This window comes from Stenotrophomonas bentonitica, from assembly GCF_002887735.1.
Taxonomy (GTDB): Bacteria; Pseudomonadota; Gammaproteobacteria; order Xanthomonadales; family Xanthomonadaceae; genus Stenotrophomonas; species Stenotrophomonas bentonitica_A.
In genome coordinates, this window is sequence record NZ_PKQP01000008.1 from 150,560 (window position 1) to 166,033 (window position 15,474).

General features: G+C 66.1%; 16 protein-coding genes. 3 read left to right on the top strand and 13 right to left on the bottom strand.

Translation table 11 applies throughout. The features are described 5' to 3' along the window. Positions 1-30: 30 nt before the first annotated feature. From C0R07_RS15005 to cyoA, 6 genes are read right to left on the bottom strand one after another with little or no spacing between them, the layout of a single operon-like run. Positions 31-600 (bottom strand): SCO family protein, encoded by a 570-nt coding sequence (locus C0R07_RS15005; RefSeq protein WP_102789308.1) that lies wholly within the window; start codon positions 598-600, stop codon positions 31-33. After that, positions 597-1,079, bottom strand: a complete 483-nt coding sequence (locus C0R07_RS15010; protein WP_070473930.1) for a copper chaperone PCu(A)C — start codon at positions 1,077-1,079, stop codon at positions 597-599. The genes C0R07_RS15005 and C0R07_RS15010 overlap by 4 nt, the downstream gene beginning before the upstream one ends. Next, positions 1,076-1,429 (bottom strand): cytochrome o ubiquinol oxidase subunit IV, encoded by a 354-nt coding sequence (cyoD, locus tag C0R07_RS15015; protein WP_070473928.1) that lies wholly within the window; start codon positions 1,427-1,429, stop codon positions 1,076-1,078. Before cyoD ends, C0R07_RS15010 begins: the two co-directional genes overlap by 4 nt. Then, the gene (gene cyoC / locus C0R07_RS15020; protein WP_102789309.1) at positions 1,426-2,064 is read right to left on the bottom strand and encodes a cytochrome o ubiquinol oxidase subunit III; all 639 of its coding nucleotides are present in this window, start codon (positions 2,062-2,064) and stop codon (positions 1,426-1,428) included. The genes cyoD and cyoC overlap by 4 nt, the downstream gene beginning before the upstream one ends. Next, positions 2,061-4,040 carry a cytochrome o ubiquinol oxidase subunit I gene (gene cyoB, locus C0R07_RS15025; RefSeq protein WP_102789310.1) on the bottom strand — a complete coding sequence of 660 codons (1,980 nt, stop codon included), beginning with the start codon at positions 4,038-4,040 and terminating at the stop codon, positions 2,061-2,063. The genes cyoC and cyoB overlap by 4 nt, the downstream gene beginning before the upstream one ends. 2 nt (positions 4,041-4,042) lie before the next feature. Further along, complete coding sequence (gene cyoA, locus C0R07_RS15030) at positions 4,043-5,017, bottom strand: ubiquinol oxidase subunit II (protein WP_102789311.1); 975 nt, start codon at positions 5,015-5,017, stop codon at positions 4,043-4,045. Between the two features lie 190 nt (positions 5,018-5,207). On the opposite strand from cyoA, the gene C0R07_RS15035 reads away from it, so the two are divergent. Next, the gene (locus C0R07_RS15035; RefSeq protein WP_102789312.1) at positions 5,208-6,575 is read left to right on the top strand and encodes a PLP-dependent aminotransferase family protein; all 1,368 of its coding nucleotides are present in this window, start codon (positions 5,208-5,210) and stop codon (positions 6,573-6,575) included. Between the two features lie 19 nt (positions 6,576-6,594). Here C0R07_RS15035 and C0R07_RS15040 read toward each other — a convergent pair whose 3' ends face one another. Then, complete coding sequence (locus C0R07_RS15040) at positions 6,595-6,864, bottom strand: hypothetical protein (RefSeq protein WP_083298829.1); 270 nt, start codon at positions 6,862-6,864, stop codon at positions 6,595-6,597. Positions 6,865-7,037: 173 nt separating this feature from the next. On the opposite strand from C0R07_RS15040, the gene C0R07_RS15045 reads away from it, so the two are divergent. Both C0R07_RS15045 and C0R07_RS15050 read left to right on the top strand, forming a co-directional pair. Next, a complete protein-coding gene (locus tag C0R07_RS15045; RefSeq protein ID WP_070473920.1) occupies positions 7,038-7,637 on the top strand; it encodes a TetR/AcrR family transcriptional regulator in 600 nt (199 codons plus the stop codon). A gap of 95 nt (positions 7,638-7,732) precedes the next feature. Continuing rightward, a complete protein-coding gene (locus C0R07_RS15050) occupies positions 7,733-8,425 on the top strand; it encodes a type 1 glutamine amidotransferase domain-containing protein (protein ID WP_102789313.1) in 693 nt (230 codons plus the stop codon). Positions 8,426-8,539: 114 nt separating this feature from the next. Here the strand turns inward: C0R07_RS15050 and C0R07_RS15055 are convergent, their stop codons facing one another. From C0R07_RS15055 to C0R07_RS15080, 6 genes are all read right to left on the bottom strand, one after another. Beyond that, positions 8,540-8,734 (bottom strand): heavy-metal-associated domain-containing protein, encoded by a 195-nt coding sequence (locus tag C0R07_RS15055; RefSeq protein ID WP_102789314.1) that lies wholly within the window; start codon positions 8,732-8,734, stop codon positions 8,540-8,542. 114 nt (positions 8,735-8,848) lie between these two features. After that, on the bottom strand, positions 8,849-9,349 hold the full coding sequence (gene cueR, locus C0R07_RS15060) for a Cu(I)-responsive transcriptional regulator (RefSeq protein ID WP_102789315.1): 501 nt from the start codon (positions 9,347-9,349) through the stop codon (positions 8,849-8,851). After that, positions 9,346-11,886: a heavy metal translocating P-type ATPase gene (locus C0R07_RS15065; protein ID WP_102789316.1), complete on the bottom strand. Its 2,541-nt coding sequence runs from the start codon at positions 11,884-11,886 to the stop codon at positions 9,346-9,348. The genes cueR and C0R07_RS15065 overlap by 4 nt, the downstream gene beginning before the upstream one ends. 120 nt (positions 11,887-12,006) lie before the next feature. Further along, positions 12,007-13,323, bottom strand: a complete 1,317-nt coding sequence (locus tag C0R07_RS15070; protein ID WP_102789317.1) for a PQQ-dependent sugar dehydrogenase — start codon at positions 13,321-13,323, stop codon at positions 12,007-12,009. Beyond that, positions 13,320-13,736, bottom strand: coding sequence for a DUF2231 domain-containing protein (locus C0R07_RS15075; protein ID WP_070473908.1), 417 nt, complete (start codon positions 13,734-13,736; stop codon positions 13,320-13,322). The genes C0R07_RS15070 and C0R07_RS15075 overlap by 4 nt, the downstream gene beginning before the upstream one ends. A gap of 144 nt (positions 13,737-13,880) precedes the next feature. Next, entirely contained in the window at positions 13,881-15,452 is a 1,572-nt protein-coding gene (locus tag C0R07_RS15080) for an arylsulfatase (protein WP_102789318.1), read from the bottom strand. Positions 15,453-15,474 lie beyond the last annotated feature (22 nt).

The following is a 15,474-nucleotide window of genomic DNA, read 5'->3' on the forward strand; positions in this document are numbered from 1 at the left end:
CGATGGCTCGGGGAGTGGCCTGCAACGACCTCACGTGCCGGCCTCGGCCAGCCGCACGCGAAGCTTCTCCACGATAGCCTGCTCGCTCATCGCATAGCCGTACACATCCTGCAGCTGCCCGTCAGCGCCGAGCAGGAACCAGGAGGCGGTGTGCTCGAACGTGGCCGCGTCACCCTCGCCGACGCGCCGATAGCTCACGCCCAGGCTCTCGGCGATGGCGCGGGTACCGGCCTCGTCGCCGGCCAGGCCGAGGAAGGTCGTATCGAAGGCCGCCAGGTACTCGCGCAGGTGCCCGGGCGTATCGCGCTGCGGGTCGACGGTGATGAAGGCCACCTGCAGCTGCTCTGCCGCGGGGCCCAGCAGCCGCTTGATCTGCACCGCCTTGACCAGGCTCAGCGGACATACTTCGGGGCAGTGGGTGAAACCGAAGAACAGCAGCGTCGGCGTGCCCTGCAGGTCGCGGATCGCAAGCGTTCGGCCGTCGCTGCTCTCCAGCTTGACCGCGCCGAGTGCCGCCTGGCCCATTACCGGTGCCTGATCATCGGCGCAACCGCCCAGCAGCGCCACCGTCATGATGCCCGCCGCGACCCAGCGCCTCACTTCGCCGCTCCGTGCAGCACCAGGCCATCGCGCACGCTGAACTCCACCACCTGCGGTGCACTGCGGGCGAACTGCAGCCTCACCCGCACCGTCTGCCCGGCCGACAACGGCCGCTTCGGCTTGAGCAGCATCAGATGGTAGCCGCCGGGCTCCAGCGCGACGGTCTGCCCCCCCGGCAAAGCCAGGCCATCGGGCAGCGCCTGCATGCGCATCACTTCACCGTCCATGCGCATGGCATGGATCTGCACCTCGGCGAACATCGAGGACGCGGCCGACAGCAGCCGGTCATCAGCGCCGCCGTTATGCAGCAGCACATAACCGGCGGCGACATTCGCCGCCGGCGGTGGCAGGCGGACCCAGGGACCGCTGACCGACACCGTTGCCGCGGTGTGGGCCTGCGGGGCCGCAGCCACCACCGGCATCACGGGAGAGGAGAGCAGCAGCCCGGCCAGCAGGGTTGCGCAGGATGAGCGGCTCATGGCGTGCCCGACATCTGCATCGGCATCATGTTGAGGTTGGCGTTGTGCATCACCCACAGCGAACCGGCCACCACGATGGCGATCAGGAAGGCGGTGCACAGGAAGATGCCGGTGTTCTCGCGCTGGCTGCGCCCTGCCCCGATATGCAGGAACAGCACCAGCTGGGCGACCAGCTGCACCACGCACAGCACCACGATGGCGGTCAGGCGCAGCGGCTGCGGCACCAGATCGGTCATGACCACGCCGAACGAGGCACCGGTGAGCACCAGGCACAGCAGCAGGCCGAGGAGGTAGCCCGTCAGGGTGGCGTGGCCGCCACCGTGATCGGCATCAGGCGCGTTCGCGCTCATACAAACTCCCTCAGGTAGACGAAGGTGAACACACAGATCCAGATCAGATCCAGGAAGTGCCAGAACAGGCTCAGGCAGGCCAGGCGGCGACGCACGATGCCGTCCAGGCCGAACTTCAGCACCTGGTGGATCATGATCGCCAGCCACAGCAGGCCGAAGGTGACGTGCAGGCCGTGGGTGGCCACCAACGTGAAGTACGCCGACAGATATGCACTCACGTCCGGGGTGGCGCCTTCATGGATCAGCTCGGCGAACTCATACAGCTCCATGCCGATGAAGACCGCACCGAGCACGCCGGTCACGGCCAGCCAGCCCACCACCTGGTTGCGCTTGCCGGCCTGCATGCCGAGCATCGCCAGGCCGAAGGTGAAGCTGCTGAGCAGCAGCACCACCGTTTCGGAGAGCACGAAGCCCAACTTGAACAGTTCCTTGCCACTGGGGCCATCGGCCGTCCCGTTGAGCAGCACGCCAAAGGTGGCGAACAGCACCGCGAAGATCAGGCAGTCGCCCATCAGGTACATCCAGAACCCGACGACGGTCTTGTTGCCGTCGTCGTGGTGCTCATGGGCGTGGTCGTGGTGACCGGCCGCGAGCTGCCCGTGCTGCGTGGCAGCGGTCAGGGTATCCCCGCTCATGCCTTGGCTCCTTCCATCTGCGCGAAGTGCGCGTCTTCGATGCGCTTCACCTCGGCGGCGGGCACGTAGTAATCCACGTCACGGTCATACGAACGCAGCACGAAAGTCGCGATCACCCCGATCAGGCCGATGCCGGCCAGCACCCACATGTGCCAGACCAGGGCGAAGCACAACACCAGGCTGAACACCGAGATCACCACACCCGACGCGGTATTGCGCGGCATGTGAATGTCCTCGTAGGTGTCCTGGCGCTGCCAGGCACGGCCGTGCTGCTTGTCGTCCCAATGCTGCTCCAGCGAGGTGATCGCGGGGAGCTTGGCGAAGTTGTAGAACGGCGGTGGCGAAGACGTCGCCCACTCCAGGCTGCGCGCATTCCACGGGTCGCCGGTGAGGTCCATGTTGGCCTTGCGGTCACGCACGCTGACATAGAACTGGATGAACATCGCGGCGATACCGGCGGCGATCACCAGCGCACCGATGGCGGCCACGATCAGCCACGGCTGGTAGCCCTCCACGCCATAGTGGTTCATGCGGCGGGTCATGCCCTTGAAGCCCAGCACGTACAGCGGCATGAAGGCCAGGTAGAAGCCGACCAGCCAGCACCAGAACGAAATCTTGCCCCAGCGCTCGTTGAGGGTGAAGCCAAAGGCCTTGGGGAACCAGAAACTGATGCCGGCCAGGCAGCCGAACACCACGCCACCGATGATCACGTTATGGAAGTGCGCGATCAGGAACAGGCTGTTGTGCAGCACGAAGTCCGCGCCCGGGATCGCCAGCATCACGCCGGTCATGCCGCCCAGGGCGAAGGTGACCATGAAGCCGATCGTCCACAACGTCGAGGAGTGGTAGCGGATCCGCCCGCGGTACATGGTGAACAGCCAGTTGAACAGCTTCACCCCGGTGGGGATCGAGATGATGGAGGTCATGATGCCGAAGAAGGCATTCACGTTGGCGCCCGAGCCCATGGTGAAGAAGTGGTGCAGCCACACGAAGAACGACAGGATGCCGATCGACGAGGTGGCGTAGACCATCGAGCGGTAGCCGAACAGCGGCTTGCCCGAAAACGTGGCGATGATCTCCGAGAACGCGCCGAAGCACGGCAGGATCAGCACGTAGACTTCCGGGTGGCCCCAGATCCAGATCAGGTTGACGTACATCATGGCGTTGCCGCCGGCGTCATTGGTGAAGAAATGCATCCCGAAATAGCGATCCATGGTCAGCAGCGCCAGGGTCGCGGTCAGCACCGGGAAGATCGCCACGATCAGGATGTTGGTGATCAACGCGGTCCAGGTGAACACCGGCATCTTCATCAGGTCCATGCCCGGCGCACGCATCTTGAGGATGGTGACGATGAAGTTCAGGCCGGTCAGCGTGGTGCCGATGCCCGAGACCTGCAATGACCAGATGTAGTAGTCAACGCCCACCGTGGGGCTGTACTCGATGCCGGACAGCGGCGGATACGCCACCCAGCCGGTCGCGGCGAAATCGCCGACGAACATCGACAGCATCACCAGCACCGCACCCACGGCCGACAGCCAGAAGCTGAGCGAGTTGACGAACGGGAAGGCCACGTCGCGCGCGCCGATCTGCAGCGGCACCACGATGTTCATCAGACCCACGATCAGCGGGGTGGCCACGAAGAAGATCATGATCACGCCATGCGCGGTGAAGATCTGGTCGTAGTGCTCCGGCGGCAGGTAGCCGGCACTGTCATTGGCGGCGATGGCCTGCTGGGCACGCATCATCAGCGCATCGGCGAAGCCGCGCACCAGCATGACCAGGGCCAGGATGATGTACATCACGCCAATCTTCTTGTGGTCCACCGAGGTGATCCACTCGGTCCAGATATAGCCCCACTTTTTGTAATACGTGATGGCCGCGACGATCGCCACGCCCAGCAGCAGCGAGCCCACCAGCGCCGACATGATGATCGGGTCGTGGTAGGGAATCGCTTCGAGGTTCAGCTTTCCAAGCACAATCAGTTCTCCGCGGTACGGCTGGCAGACGCGGCCAGGCTTACGAGTTGGGATTTCGCGCCGGGTTCTTCGCCGGGCAGGCAGATCTCGTCATCGGGCATGCCGCCGTAACGGCGCAGGATGCTGTCGAACAGTCCGGTATCCACGCTGGCGAAGCGCTGCATCGGCGCACCGTGGGTCGGCTTCTCCAGTTCGGCCAGGCGGGCCTGGTCCAGGTGCTGGGCGGTGCCACGCGACTGCGCCAGCCACTGGTCGAAGTCCGCTTCGGTCATCACCCGCGCATCGAACGTCATGTCCGAGAAGCCCGAGCCGCTGTAGGCCGATGACATCCCGGCATAGGTGCCCGGCGTGTGCCCGATCAGGTGCAGGCGGGTCTGCATCGCGGGCATGGTGTAGACCATGCTGCCCAGTTGCGGCACGAAGAAGGCATTCATCATCGACTCGGAGGTCAGCTTGAAGGCGACCGGCGTATCGACCGGCATCACCAGTTCATTGACCGTGGCCACGTTGTGGTCCGGATAGATGAACAACCACTTCCAATTGAGCGAGACCACTTCCACGCGCAGTGCGGGCGTGTCCGACGCGATCGGGCGGTAGGGATCCAGCGCGTGGGTGCTCTTCCAGATCAACACGCCGAGCACCACCACGATCAGGCACGGAATCGTCCACACCACCACTTCGATCGCGGTGGAGTGGGACCACGTGGGGGCGTAGGTCGCCTTCTTGTTCGACTCGCGGTAGTGCCAGGCGAAGTACAGCGTCAGAATGATCACCGGGATCACCACCAGCAGCATCAGGCCGGTGCAGACCAGGATCAGCTGCATTTCCTGCTCGGCGATGCTGCCCATGGGATTGAACAGCTCCAGGTTCTTGCAGCCTGTGAGCAGCGGCAGCAGCGCTGCCAGGCCGAACCAGCGTCCGGCGCGGGCTCGACCGGCCAGCGTGGCGCGGCGAGCGGAGTGTGTAGCGGGGTTCATGCGTGACGGCCCTTCCAACGCAGTGCCGGGCCGGGCGGCCCGGATCATGAAAAGTGGCGAACACCCCCCTGCATGACCGATATGCATGGGGGGTGCCCGCCGCAGCCGCGTACGTTAGGCAACGACATGATCCATACATGATGCGACACACTGTCGCAGCCGCACTCCCGGCCGCGCGTACCATGCGCGCATGGAATGGAGCCCCCTCATCGCCGATGGCCACGGGCCGGTGTACCTGCGCATCGTGCAGGCCCTGGAACGTGCGGTGTGGTCCGGTGCGTTACGTCCCGGCCAGCGCCTGCCCGCGCAGCGCGCGCTGGCCACCGAGCTGAAGGTGGACCTCACCACCATCACCCGTGCCTTCACCGAGGCACGCAAGCGCGGGTTGATCGATGCCCGTGGCCCGCTGGGGTCGTTCGTCGCGCCGCCGCAGGTGGAACTCACCCAGCTGGTGGACCTGAGCATGAACCTGCCGCCCAGCCCCGGCGGCGGCCAGGTCGCCGACGTGTTGCGGCGTGGCCTGTCGTCCGTGCTCACCCGCAGTGATGCGGACAATCTGATGACGTATCACGTGGGCGGTGGCAGCCGCGCCGATCACCGGGCGGCCCAGCACTGGCTCAAACCGATCCTCGGCAAGGTCGATGCCGATACGCTGGTCGTCACGGAAGGCGCGCAGGCGGCGCTGTCTGCCCTGCTGCTGGCGTTGACCGACGCCGGCGACACGATCCTGTGCGAGCCCCTGGTCTACCCGGGACTGCTGCACGCCGCGCGGGTGCTGGAGCGGCGGCTGCACGTGGTCGAGTGCGACGCGCACGGCATGCGTCCAGACGCGCTGGCCCGTATCGCGAAAGAACGCGACGCGCGCGTGGTCTATCTCAACCCGACCGCACAGAACCCCACCGCCCACACGATGCCGCAGGCACGCCGCGAGGCACTGGCCGAGGTGATCCGCGCCCAGCACCTGCTGCTGATCGAAGACGACCCCTACTGGCTGCTGCTGGAGGACGCCCCTGCCCCGCTCGCGCTGCTGGCACCGCAGCAGGCCTGCTACATCTCCACGCTCTCCAAGTGCCTCAGTCCGGGATTGCACACCGGTTTCGTGCGCCTGCCCGACGGCATGGACCGGCAACCGGTGCTCGACGCCCTGCGCGCGGTCAACCTGATGGCGCCACCGCTGATGAACGCCCTGGTGACGCAGCTGATCCTGGATGGCTCCGCGCAGGCCATGCTGAAACTGGTGCAGGACGAAGCGGCCGAACGACGCTATCTGGCGCGGTCGGCGTTGTCGCCGCGGTTCCTGCAGCATTGCGCGGGCGTGCACGCCTGGTGCCGTCTTCCCGCGCACTGGACCGATGCCAGCCTCACCCACGCCGCGCGCCTGCAGGGGCTGGGCATCGCACCGTCATCGGCGTTCACGCCCGACGGGGTGGCGATCAACGATGCGGTGCGGATTTCATTGGGCGCGGCCGCCAACCGGCAGGAACTGCACCGGGCGCTGCGCCAGCTGGATCAGCTGATGCATGTGGCGGCGGCGGAAAGCCCCGGCTGGACGGTGTGACGCCCGCCTTTCGGCACGCTCAGCCGGAAACGGCTTTGGCCTGCTTCCAGACGGCTTCAAACTGACTGGCGGTGATGGCGTCATCCGAATCCAGATCCAGCCAGGACAGCGGCTGATCGGACAGCGGGAAGCGCTCATCGGCCTGCCCGGATTTGTCCGCCCAGACCAGCACGCTGCGGTAGCTTTCCACCTGCCGCACGATCACATCGCCCTGCGCCTCGAGGTAGATCGTGCCGTTGCCGATCTCGGATTCTGCGGGGTGTTTGTAGTGCTTGCGGGGCGTGCTCATGGCGGGGCGATATCTGGCAATGGAAATGGGGCCGGGGAATATACCTTGATCCGCCCCCTTCCCGTCGGCAAGCGCCGCCCGGGGACCGGGTAGTGCCGGCCGCTGACCGGCTTCCCGCGGACCACGCAAGCAGGAACTAGACGACCGGTCTAATCAGGCGTACAGTGGCGTCCATGAACTCGCCCACCACCCCCTCCACCGTCCGCGACACGATCCTTGCCAGCGGCCAGCGGATCATGGGCGCCAAGGGCTTCTCCGCCGTCGGCCTCAATGAAGTGCTCGCGGCGGCGGGAGTCCCCAAAGGCTCGTTCTACCACTACTTCGCCTCGAAGGAAGCCTTCGGCGAGGCATTGCTGGAGGACTACTTCAGCGCCTATCTCGCCGATATGGACCGCATCTTCCGCCAGCCGGGCCAGACCAAGGCCGAGCAACTGGCCGCGTACTTCCGCGCCTGGCAGGACAGCCAGTCCTTCGAGGACTGCCAGGGCAAGTGCCTGGCCGTAAAGCTTGGTGCCGAAGTGGCGGACCTTTCCGAACCCATGCGGGCCGCACTCCAGCGTGGCACCACGGGGATCACCGATCGGCTGGCGCGTGCCATTGCGGCGGGCCTGGCCGACGGATCGGTGGCGACCCGGGAGCCACCCGAGGCGGTCGCCCGAAGCGTGTATCAGCTGTGGCTGGGGACCAGCATCATGGTCAAGATCGGCCGCACCACCGGGCCGTTCGACGACGCCGTGGCGTTGACCGCCCGCCTTCTGCATACCGCCCCCTGACAAAAGCGTGTCTCACGCACGCCGGCATCGGCGTGTTTTTCTCGGCCCCATCACTAGACGACCAGTCTAATCAAGCACCCACAGGAGCATCATCCATGAAAGTCCTCATCGTTCTGACCTCGCACGACGAACTCGGCACCACCGGCAAGAAGACCGGCTTCTGGCTGGAAGAGCTGGCTGCGCCCTACTACACCTTCAAGGATGCGGGCGCCGAGATCGTGCTGGCCTCGCCCAAAGGTGGGCGGCCGCCGCTGGATCCCAAAAGCAACGAGCCGGACTTCAAGACCGACGCCACCCGCCGCTTCGAGGCAGACGTGGATGCCAACGCGCAGCTGGCCAACACCGTGCGCCTGGACAGCATTTCGCAGGACGCGTTCGATACCGTGTTCTATCCCGGCGGCCACGGCCCACTGTGGGACCTCGCCGAAGACACCCACTCCATCGCGCTGATCGAAGCCTTCATCGCCGCCGGCAAGCCGGTCGCGCTGGTCTGCCATGCGCCGGGCGTGCTGCGTCACGTCAAGACGGCCGAGGGCGCCCCACTGGTGCAGGGCAAGAAGGTCACAGGCTTCACCAACACCGAAGAAGAGGGCGTCGGCCTGACCGAGGTGGTGCCCTTCCTGGTCGAGGACATGCTCAAGGCCGCGGGCGGTTCCTACTCCAAGGGGCCGGACTGGGGCTCGTATGTCGTCAGCGATGGCTTGCTGATCACCGGCCAGAATCCGGCCTCGTCGGCCGAAGCGGCTGAGGTGCTGGTGGAGCGACTCGCGTCCGCCACCAAGGCCTGAGCCACCGCGACGGCATCGGATGTCACGGTGCCCCACGCCGCCAGGGACGGCAGCAGCGGCAGAAGATGTTTCATGCACATGCGTTGTCCTCCGGGATGGCGTGGGACCGCCCGCTCATGGCGTGGCAGGGAATCCAGCATCGGCCAGCGCGGCCAGGAAGGCGGCCCGCTCGCGGTCGCTCTCCACACGTACTTCGCGCGCGGGCGGATCGGTCTCGATGCGTGCGTGCGGATCGATGCCCTGCAGTGCCTTGGTGACGGAGCGGGCGCAGCCGCCGCAGGTCATGGTGGGAAGGGTGAAACGATGCATCGGGCGACCTCGCCGTGGTGGGTATGAGCCCACTGTCGGGGCTGACAACGTGGCAAGGTCAAGGCCTTAGCGCGTCCGTGTCCTTTTTGCAGGGCATGGACGCGGCCGGGTCGATCAGGAACGTGGCTTGCGGGCCGCGCGCCCGCGCGAGGACACCGGCGTATCCGCACCGAACAGCGGCGTTTTGCGGGACTTCCCGGCGGATGCAGTCTCCGCCGGCGCGGAAACGGGCTGGGCCAGGTCGGCGATGATCGGGCAATCCGGGCGGTCATTGCCGTGGCAGTGTTCGGCCAGATGCTCCAATGTCTGCACCATCGCCTGCAGCTCGGCAATCTTCGCCTTCAACCCGGCCACATGGGACAGCGCCACCGCCTTGACGTCGGCGCTGGCGCGTTCGCGATCGCGCCACAGCACCAGCAGCTCGCCGATCTGCTCGACCGAAAACCCCAGGTCACGCGCACGGCGGATGAAGCGCAGGCTGTGCGCGTCCTGCGGGCTGTAATGCCGGTAGCCCGCCTCCGAGCGCGCCGCCGGCGGGATCAGGCCGATCTGCTCGTAATAGCGGATCATCTTTGCCGACACGCCCGAAAACGTCGCGGCTTCCCCGATATTCATCGTCCGGTCTCCCTCTCACTTTCCGCCATGCCGGTGCCCAGCGTATCGGCCTGCATCGGTGCATGGAAGCGCTTGAGCCGCAGCGCATTGCCGAGCACGAACACACTGGACAATGCCATCGCCGCCGCGGCGAAGATCGGCGAGAGCAGCGTGCCGTTGAACGGGTACAGCAGGCCAGCGGCCACCGGGATCAGCACCGCGTTGTAGGCGAACGCCCAGAACAGGTTCTGCTTGATGTTGCGGATCGTTGCCTGGCTCAGGGCGATCGCGTTGGGCACGCCGCGCAGGTCGCCGGACATCAGCACCACGTCGGCCGCCTCGATCGCCACATCGGTGCCGGTGCCGATCGCCAAGCCGACATCGGCCTCGGCAAGCGCCGGTGCGTCATTGATCCCGTCCCCGACGAAGGCCACCTTGGCGCCACCAGCACGGAAACGCTTGAGCGCGGCGACCTTGCCATCGGGCAGCACTTCGGCCGCCACCTCATCGATGCCAAGCTGGCGTGCGATCGCCGCGGCGGTGGCCGCGTTGTCGCCGGTGATCATCGCGACCTTCAGGCCCAGGGCGTGCAGCGCCTGGATCGCCGCCGGCGTGCTTTCCTTGATCGGATCGGCCACCGCGATCACGGCCGCCAGGCGGCCATCGATTGCGGCGTACAGCGGGCTCCTGCCCTGCTCACCCAACCGCTGGGCGGTGGGCCGGAACGCCGCCACCTCCAGGCCGAGCCGGGTCATGTAGCGGTCCGCGCCGACGGCCACGGTGCGGCCGGCGACACGCGCGGAAACGCCGAAGCCCGGCACCGCCTCGAAGCGTTCGATGGTGGCCAGTGCGAGACCGCGCGCTCTGGCGGCCGCAACGATCGCCTCGGCGATGGGATGCTCGGAGCGGGTTTCCACCGCGGCAACCAGGGCCAGCACCTCATCCGCCTGGAAACCATCGGCCGGCTCCAGGTCGGTCAGTTCGGGGCGGCCCTTGGTCAACGTACCGGTCTTGTCCAGCGCGATCACACTCACATCGCGCAGTGCCTGCAGCGCCTCGCCCTTGCGGAACAGCACGCCCAGCTCCGCCGCGCGGCCGGTCCCGACCATGATCGAGGTCGGCGTGGCCAGGCCCATCGCGCAGGGACAGGCAATGATCAGCACCGCCACCGCATTGACCAGCGCAAAGGTCAGCGCCGGTGCCGGGCCGAGCACCAGCCACACCAGGAAGGTCAGCGCGGCAGCAGCCATCACCGCCGGCACGAACCACATGGTGACCCTGTCGACCAGCGCCTGGATCGGCAGCTTGGAGCCCTGTGCCTGCTCGACCAGACGGATGATCTGGGCCAGCACGGTGTCCCCGCCCACCTTGGTGACACGGAAACTGAAGGCACCGGTGGTGTTGAGGGTGCCGCCGACCACCTCGGCGCCCACGGCTTTGGCCACCGGTACCGGCTCGCCGGTGATCATGCTCTCATCCACATAGGACGCCCCCTCCACCACCGCGCCGTCCACGGGCACTTTCTCGCCCGGGCGGACCAGCACGACATCGCCGAGCGTGACCTCGTCGAGCGGCACCTCGACCGTCTCATCGCCACGCTGCACGCGTGCAGTCCGCGCCTGCAGCCCGACCAGGCGCTTGATCGCCTGCGACGTGCGGCCCTTGGCCCGCGCCTCCAGCGTGCGCCCCAGCAGGATCAGGGTGACGATCACCACGGCCGCTTCGAAGTAGACGTTGGCGGTGCCCGGCGGCAGCACGCCCGGGGCGAAGGTGGCGACCACCGAGTAGCCATAGGCCGCCGCGGTGCCGAGCGAAACCAGCGAGTTCATGTCCGGGGCGCCGCGCAGCAGTCCCGGCACGCCTTTGCGGAAGAAGCGCAGGCCCGGCCCGAACAGCACCAGCGTGGCCAGCGCGAACTGCAGGTACCAGCTGGTCTGCAGGCCGACGGCATGCATCACCCAGTGGTGCATGGCTGGGACAAGGTGCGAGCCCATTTCCAGAATGAAGACCGGCAGCGTCAGCACCACCGCCAGCAACAGGGAGCGGCGCAGCGCACGGGCTTCAGCCTCGCGGCGTTCCTCCTCCTGGTCACCGGCCGCAGCCGTGCTCACGCCTGCAGCGCGCGCGGTGTAGCCGGCGTTTTCCACGGCAGCGACCAGATCAGCGACGGAGACCGTACCGGCCAGATGGCGCACCTGCGCCCGTTCCGTCGCCAGGTTGACGCTGGCCGCGATCACGCCCGGCAGCTGCGCAAGGCCGCGCTCCACGCGACCAACGCAGGACGCGCAGGTCATTCCCTCGATGCTCAGCTCGGTGGTGGCTTCGTGCACGGTGTAGCCCGCGCGTTCGATGGCACGCACCGCCGCCTGGGGATCGGGCGCCCCGATGAAGCTGAGATCGGCCCGCTCCGTGGCCAGGTTGACCGACGCCGTCTGCACGCCGGGGACGGCCGTCAGCGCGCGCTCCACCCGGCCCACACAGGAGGCGCAGGTCATGCCCTCGATGGGCAGGCTCAGGCGGCTGAGCGGCGCGCCGGACCGGGAAGCAACAGAAGACATGGGGCAGTCCTTGGGGTGAGGTTACCCGCCACCCTAAAGATTCCCATCGTGGGAAGGTCAAGCCCCCGCTTGATGGGGACGGAGGTAATTATTCATCCCCTCCATCCCCGTCAAGGCGCTTTACGGCTGGGCGGGCGTGCCGTCGTGGGTGACCCGCCAGATCGTGTTGGAGAGGTCATCGGCAACGATCAGTGCCCCACGCGGGTCGACCGTGACACCCACCGGGCGGCCGCGGGTCTTGCCGTCTTCGCCGAAGAAGCCGCTCACGAAATCGATCGGCTCGCCGGCCGGACGGCCATTGCTGAAGGGCACGAACACCACCTTGTAACCGACCGGTGGATTGCGGTTCCAGCTGCCGTGCTCGCCCACGAAGACGCCATCGGCAAACTGGGTGCCCATCACCGGCGACGAGAAGGCCACGCCGAGTGCGGCCACATGCGAGCCCAGCGCGTAATCCGGCGCGATGGCCGAGGCGACCTTCTCCGGATTCTGCGGCATCACCCGGCGATCCACATTCTTGCCCCAGTAGCTGTACGGCCAGCCATAGAAGCCGCCCTCCTTCACCGAGGTGAGGTAATCGGGCACGAGGTTCGGGCCGATCTCATCGCGTTCATTCACCACGGCCCACAGCGTGCCGGTGCCCGGCTGGATCGCCAGCGCGGTGGGATTGCGGATACCGGTGGCGTAATCCTTGTGTGCGCCGGTGGCCACATCGATCTGCCAGATCCGCGCACGATCGATCTCCACCGCCATGCCGCGCTCGGTGATGTTGCTGTTGGAGCCGATGCCTACATAGAGATAGCGGCCATCGGCACTGGCGGTCATCGCCTTGGTCCAGTGATGGTTGATCGCCGCGGGCAGATCGGTCAGTTTCGCCGGTGCGCCGCTCGCCTTGGTCTGGCCTTCCTGGTAGTCAAAGCGCACCACCGCATCCTGGTTGGCCACGTAGATCGCGTTGCCGATCATCGCCAGGCCGTACGGCGCATTGAGCTTGTCGGCGAAGACCGTCTTCAGTTCGTAGGTGCCGTCGCCATCGGCGTCGCGCAGCAGGGTCAGGCGGTTGCCGCTCTTGACCGCCGTGTTGCCCTTGGCCTTGATCTTGCCGGCGATCACATCCTTCGGCTTGAGGGCAGGCGCACTGCCGCCGCGACCTTCCGCGACCAGAATGTCACCGTTGGGCAGCACCAGGGTCTGCCGCGGAATGTTCAGATCGGTGGCGATCGCCGAGATGCGGTAGCCCTTGGGCACCGTCGGCAGGGTGTCGCCCCACTGCGCCGGCTTGGCGATGGTCATGTCCGGCATCAGCCCGCGATGCGGCTTGGGCATCTCCGGGTTGCCGCCGTACTGTTCCAGCTCGGGGGCCTTGCCGCTGCAGGCCGCCAGCGCGACCGCAAGCGCGGAAACCGAGAGCATCCGGATCGTCATCTGGCGGCTCATCGCACACCTCCCACGCGCAGGCTGGACAGCCCCACCCAGGTGGCGAGCAGCGCCAGCACCGTCAGGATCACCGAGAGCACCAGGCCGGCCGGCATCACCGCCCATGCATCACGCGCATGGTGGAGACAGTTGATGAAGCCCACGCCCCAGGTCACCGCCAGAATCACGACGTAGGCCAGGTTGCGGCTGCGACGGACCAGGCCGACGATCCCGCACAGCAGGGCCAGCGTGGTCATCACCATCGCACCGATCAGCAGCCAGGAGGCGAAGTTGGCCCACTGGATCTCGTACGAACTCCAGTAGGCGTAGTCCGCCAGCAGTGCGCCGAGGAACAGCGGCAGCACCCCGCCCAGTACAGCGGCGTGGAACGGATGGATGACCCATGATCGGGTCAGGACAACGGTCGAAGCCATGGTGGTCTCCTGGTGAGGGGGCGAATCTCTCCCGATCCTGCCACCCCTGGTGTGATGGGGGTGCTGAGATGCCGCCCACACGAAACCGGGGGACAGCCTGCCCCCCGGTTCGTCGCCATGCCAGCGCTGCGATGGACCTCGCCGCTATTTGCCCGTCACCGCTTCCTGCAGCTTCTCCACCGCCTGGTCGGCCGTGAACGTGTTCGGCTTCTGGATCTTGGGGAACTCAACGAAGGTCTCGTTGAATTTGGTGAGCAGCGCGATCGCCCCGTACACGATGTAGACGTGGTTGATGTACCAGTCCCAATAGGTATTGGAGGTCACATCCGCGAATTCGTACGGATCGGTGCGCAGGTTGTAGATCTTGGGAATGCGCATGACCGTGAACGGTTCGCCCCACAGCTGCATGGTGCCCTTGCAGCGCTGCTCGATGAACGTCACCTTCCAGTTGTCGTAGCGGATGCCGAGCATGTCGCCATCATCGGAGATGTAGACGAACAGCTTGCGCGGCGACTTTTCCTCCTTGCCGGTGAGATACGGCAGCAGGCTGACCCCGTCGATGTGGTTCTTGTAGGTGCGCCCGATCGCCTTGACCCCTTTCTTGAGGTCGTTGACCACGCCCTTGTTGCCCGCCAGTTCCAGGAAGGTCGGCAGCCAGTCATGGTGCTGGACGATCTCGTTGGACACCGAACCCGGCTTGATCTTGCCCGGGTAACGCACCACCAGCGGAATCCGGAACGCGCCTTCCCAGTTGGTGTCCTTCTCACTGCGGAACGGCGTCATGCCGCCATCCGGCCACGAATTGCGGTGCGGCCCGTTGTCGGTGGAGTACACCACCAGGGTGTCTTCGGCGATGCCCAGTTCGTCGAGGTAATCGAGCAACGCGCCCACGTTCTTGTCGTGGTCGATCATCGTGTCGTGATACGGCGACTGCCAGCGCCCGGCCTGCCCCAGGCTTTCCTTCTTGGTATGCGTGATCAGGTGCATGTGGGTGAAGTTGACCCAGACGAAGAACGGCGTGTCGTCGTCGTTCGCCTTCTTGATGAAGCCCTTGGCGCGGTCGGCGAAGTCGTCATCGCAGGTCAGCATGCGCTTGCGGTCCAGCGGCCCGGTATCCTCGATCTTCTGCTTGCCTACCTTGCCCCAGCGCTTCTGGTCGGTGCTGTCATCCTTCTCGGTGGCGAAACTGTGGATCACCCCGCGCGGCTTGATGGTCTCGATGAAATCCCCGAACTCGTCCTTCGGGAAGTAGTCGTACATCTCCGGCTCTTCTTCGGCATTGAGGTGGTACAGATTGCCGTAGAACTCATCGAACCCATGGTTGGTGGGCAGCATGTGGTTGAGGTCGCCGAGGTGGTTCTTGCCGAACTGCCCGGTGGTATAGCCCTCGTTCTTCAGCAGGGCGGCGATGGTGACGATCTTCTCGTTCATGCCGACCGGCGCGCCCGGAATGCCGACCTTCGACAGGCCGGTCCGCAGGACGCTCTGGCCGGTGATGAAGGACGAACGCCCTGCCGTACAGGACTGTTCGCCGTAGGAATCGGTGAACAGCATGCCCTCGTTGGCCAGGCGGTCGATGTTCGGCGTCTGGTATCCCATCAAGCCGCGCGAGTAGCAGCTCAGGTTGGAGATGCCGATGTCGTCTCCCCAGATGACAAGGATGTTGGGCTTCTTTGCGGATGAACCGGGCTTCTTCTTTGCGGATGAGCTGGCCATGCACATCTCCGACGACGGTGGT

Bases quoted from the DNA above. Each gene is read 5' to 3' on its own strand.
- C0R07_RS15010 (WP_070473930.1), bottom strand. From the start codon at position 1,079: ATGAGCCGCTCATCCTGCGCAACCCTGCTGGCCGGGCTGCTGCTCTCC.
- cyoD (WP_070473928.1), bottom strand. From the start codon at position 1,429: ATGAGCGCGAACGCGCCTGATGCCGATCACGGTGGCGGCCACGCCACC.
- cyoC (WP_102789309.1), bottom strand. From the start codon at position 2,064: ATGAGCGGGGATACCCTGACCGCTGCCACGCAGCACGGGCAGCTCGCG.
- cyoA (WP_102789311.1), bottom strand. From the start codon at position 5,017: ATGAACCCCGCTACACACTCCGCTCGCCGCGCCACGCTGGCCGGTCGA.
- C0R07_RS15035 (WP_102789312.1), top strand. From the start codon at position 5,208: ATGGAATGGAGCCCCCTCATCGCCGATGGCCACGGGCCGGTGTACCTG.
- C0R07_RS15040 (WP_083298829.1), bottom strand. From the start codon at position 6,864: ATGAGCACGCCCCGCAAGCACTACAAACACCCCGCAGAATCCGAGATC.
- C0R07_RS15045 (WP_070473920.1), top strand. From the start codon at position 7,038: ATGAACTCGCCCACCACCCCCTCCACCGTCCGCGACACGATCCTTGCC.
- C0R07_RS15050 (WP_102789313.1), top strand. From the start codon at position 7,733: ATGAAAGTCCTCATCGTTCTGACCTCGCACGACGAACTCGGCACCACC.
- C0R07_RS15055 (WP_102789314.1), bottom strand. From the start codon at position 8,734: ATGCATCGTTTCACCCTTCCCACCATGACCTGCGGCGGCTGCGCCCGC.
- cueR (WP_102789315.1), bottom strand. From the start codon at position 9,349: ATGAATATCGGGGAAGCCGCGACGTTTTCGGGCGTGTCGGCAAAGATG.
- C0R07_RS15065 (WP_102789316.1), bottom strand. From the start codon at position 11,886: ATGTCTTCTGTTGCTTCCCGGTCCGGCGCGCCGCTCAGCCGCCTGAGC.
- C0R07_RS15070 (WP_102789317.1), bottom strand. From the start codon at position 13,323: ATGAGCCGCCAGATGACGATCCGGATGCTCTCGGTTTCCGCGCTTGCG.
- C0R07_RS15075 (WP_070473908.1), bottom strand. From the start codon at position 13,736: ATGGCTTCGACCGTTGTCCTGACCCGATCATGGGTCATCCATCCGTTC.
- C0R07_RS15080 (WP_102789318.1), bottom strand. From the start codon at position 15,452: ATGGCCAGCTCATCCGCAAAGAAGAAGCCCGGTTCATCCGCAAAGAAG.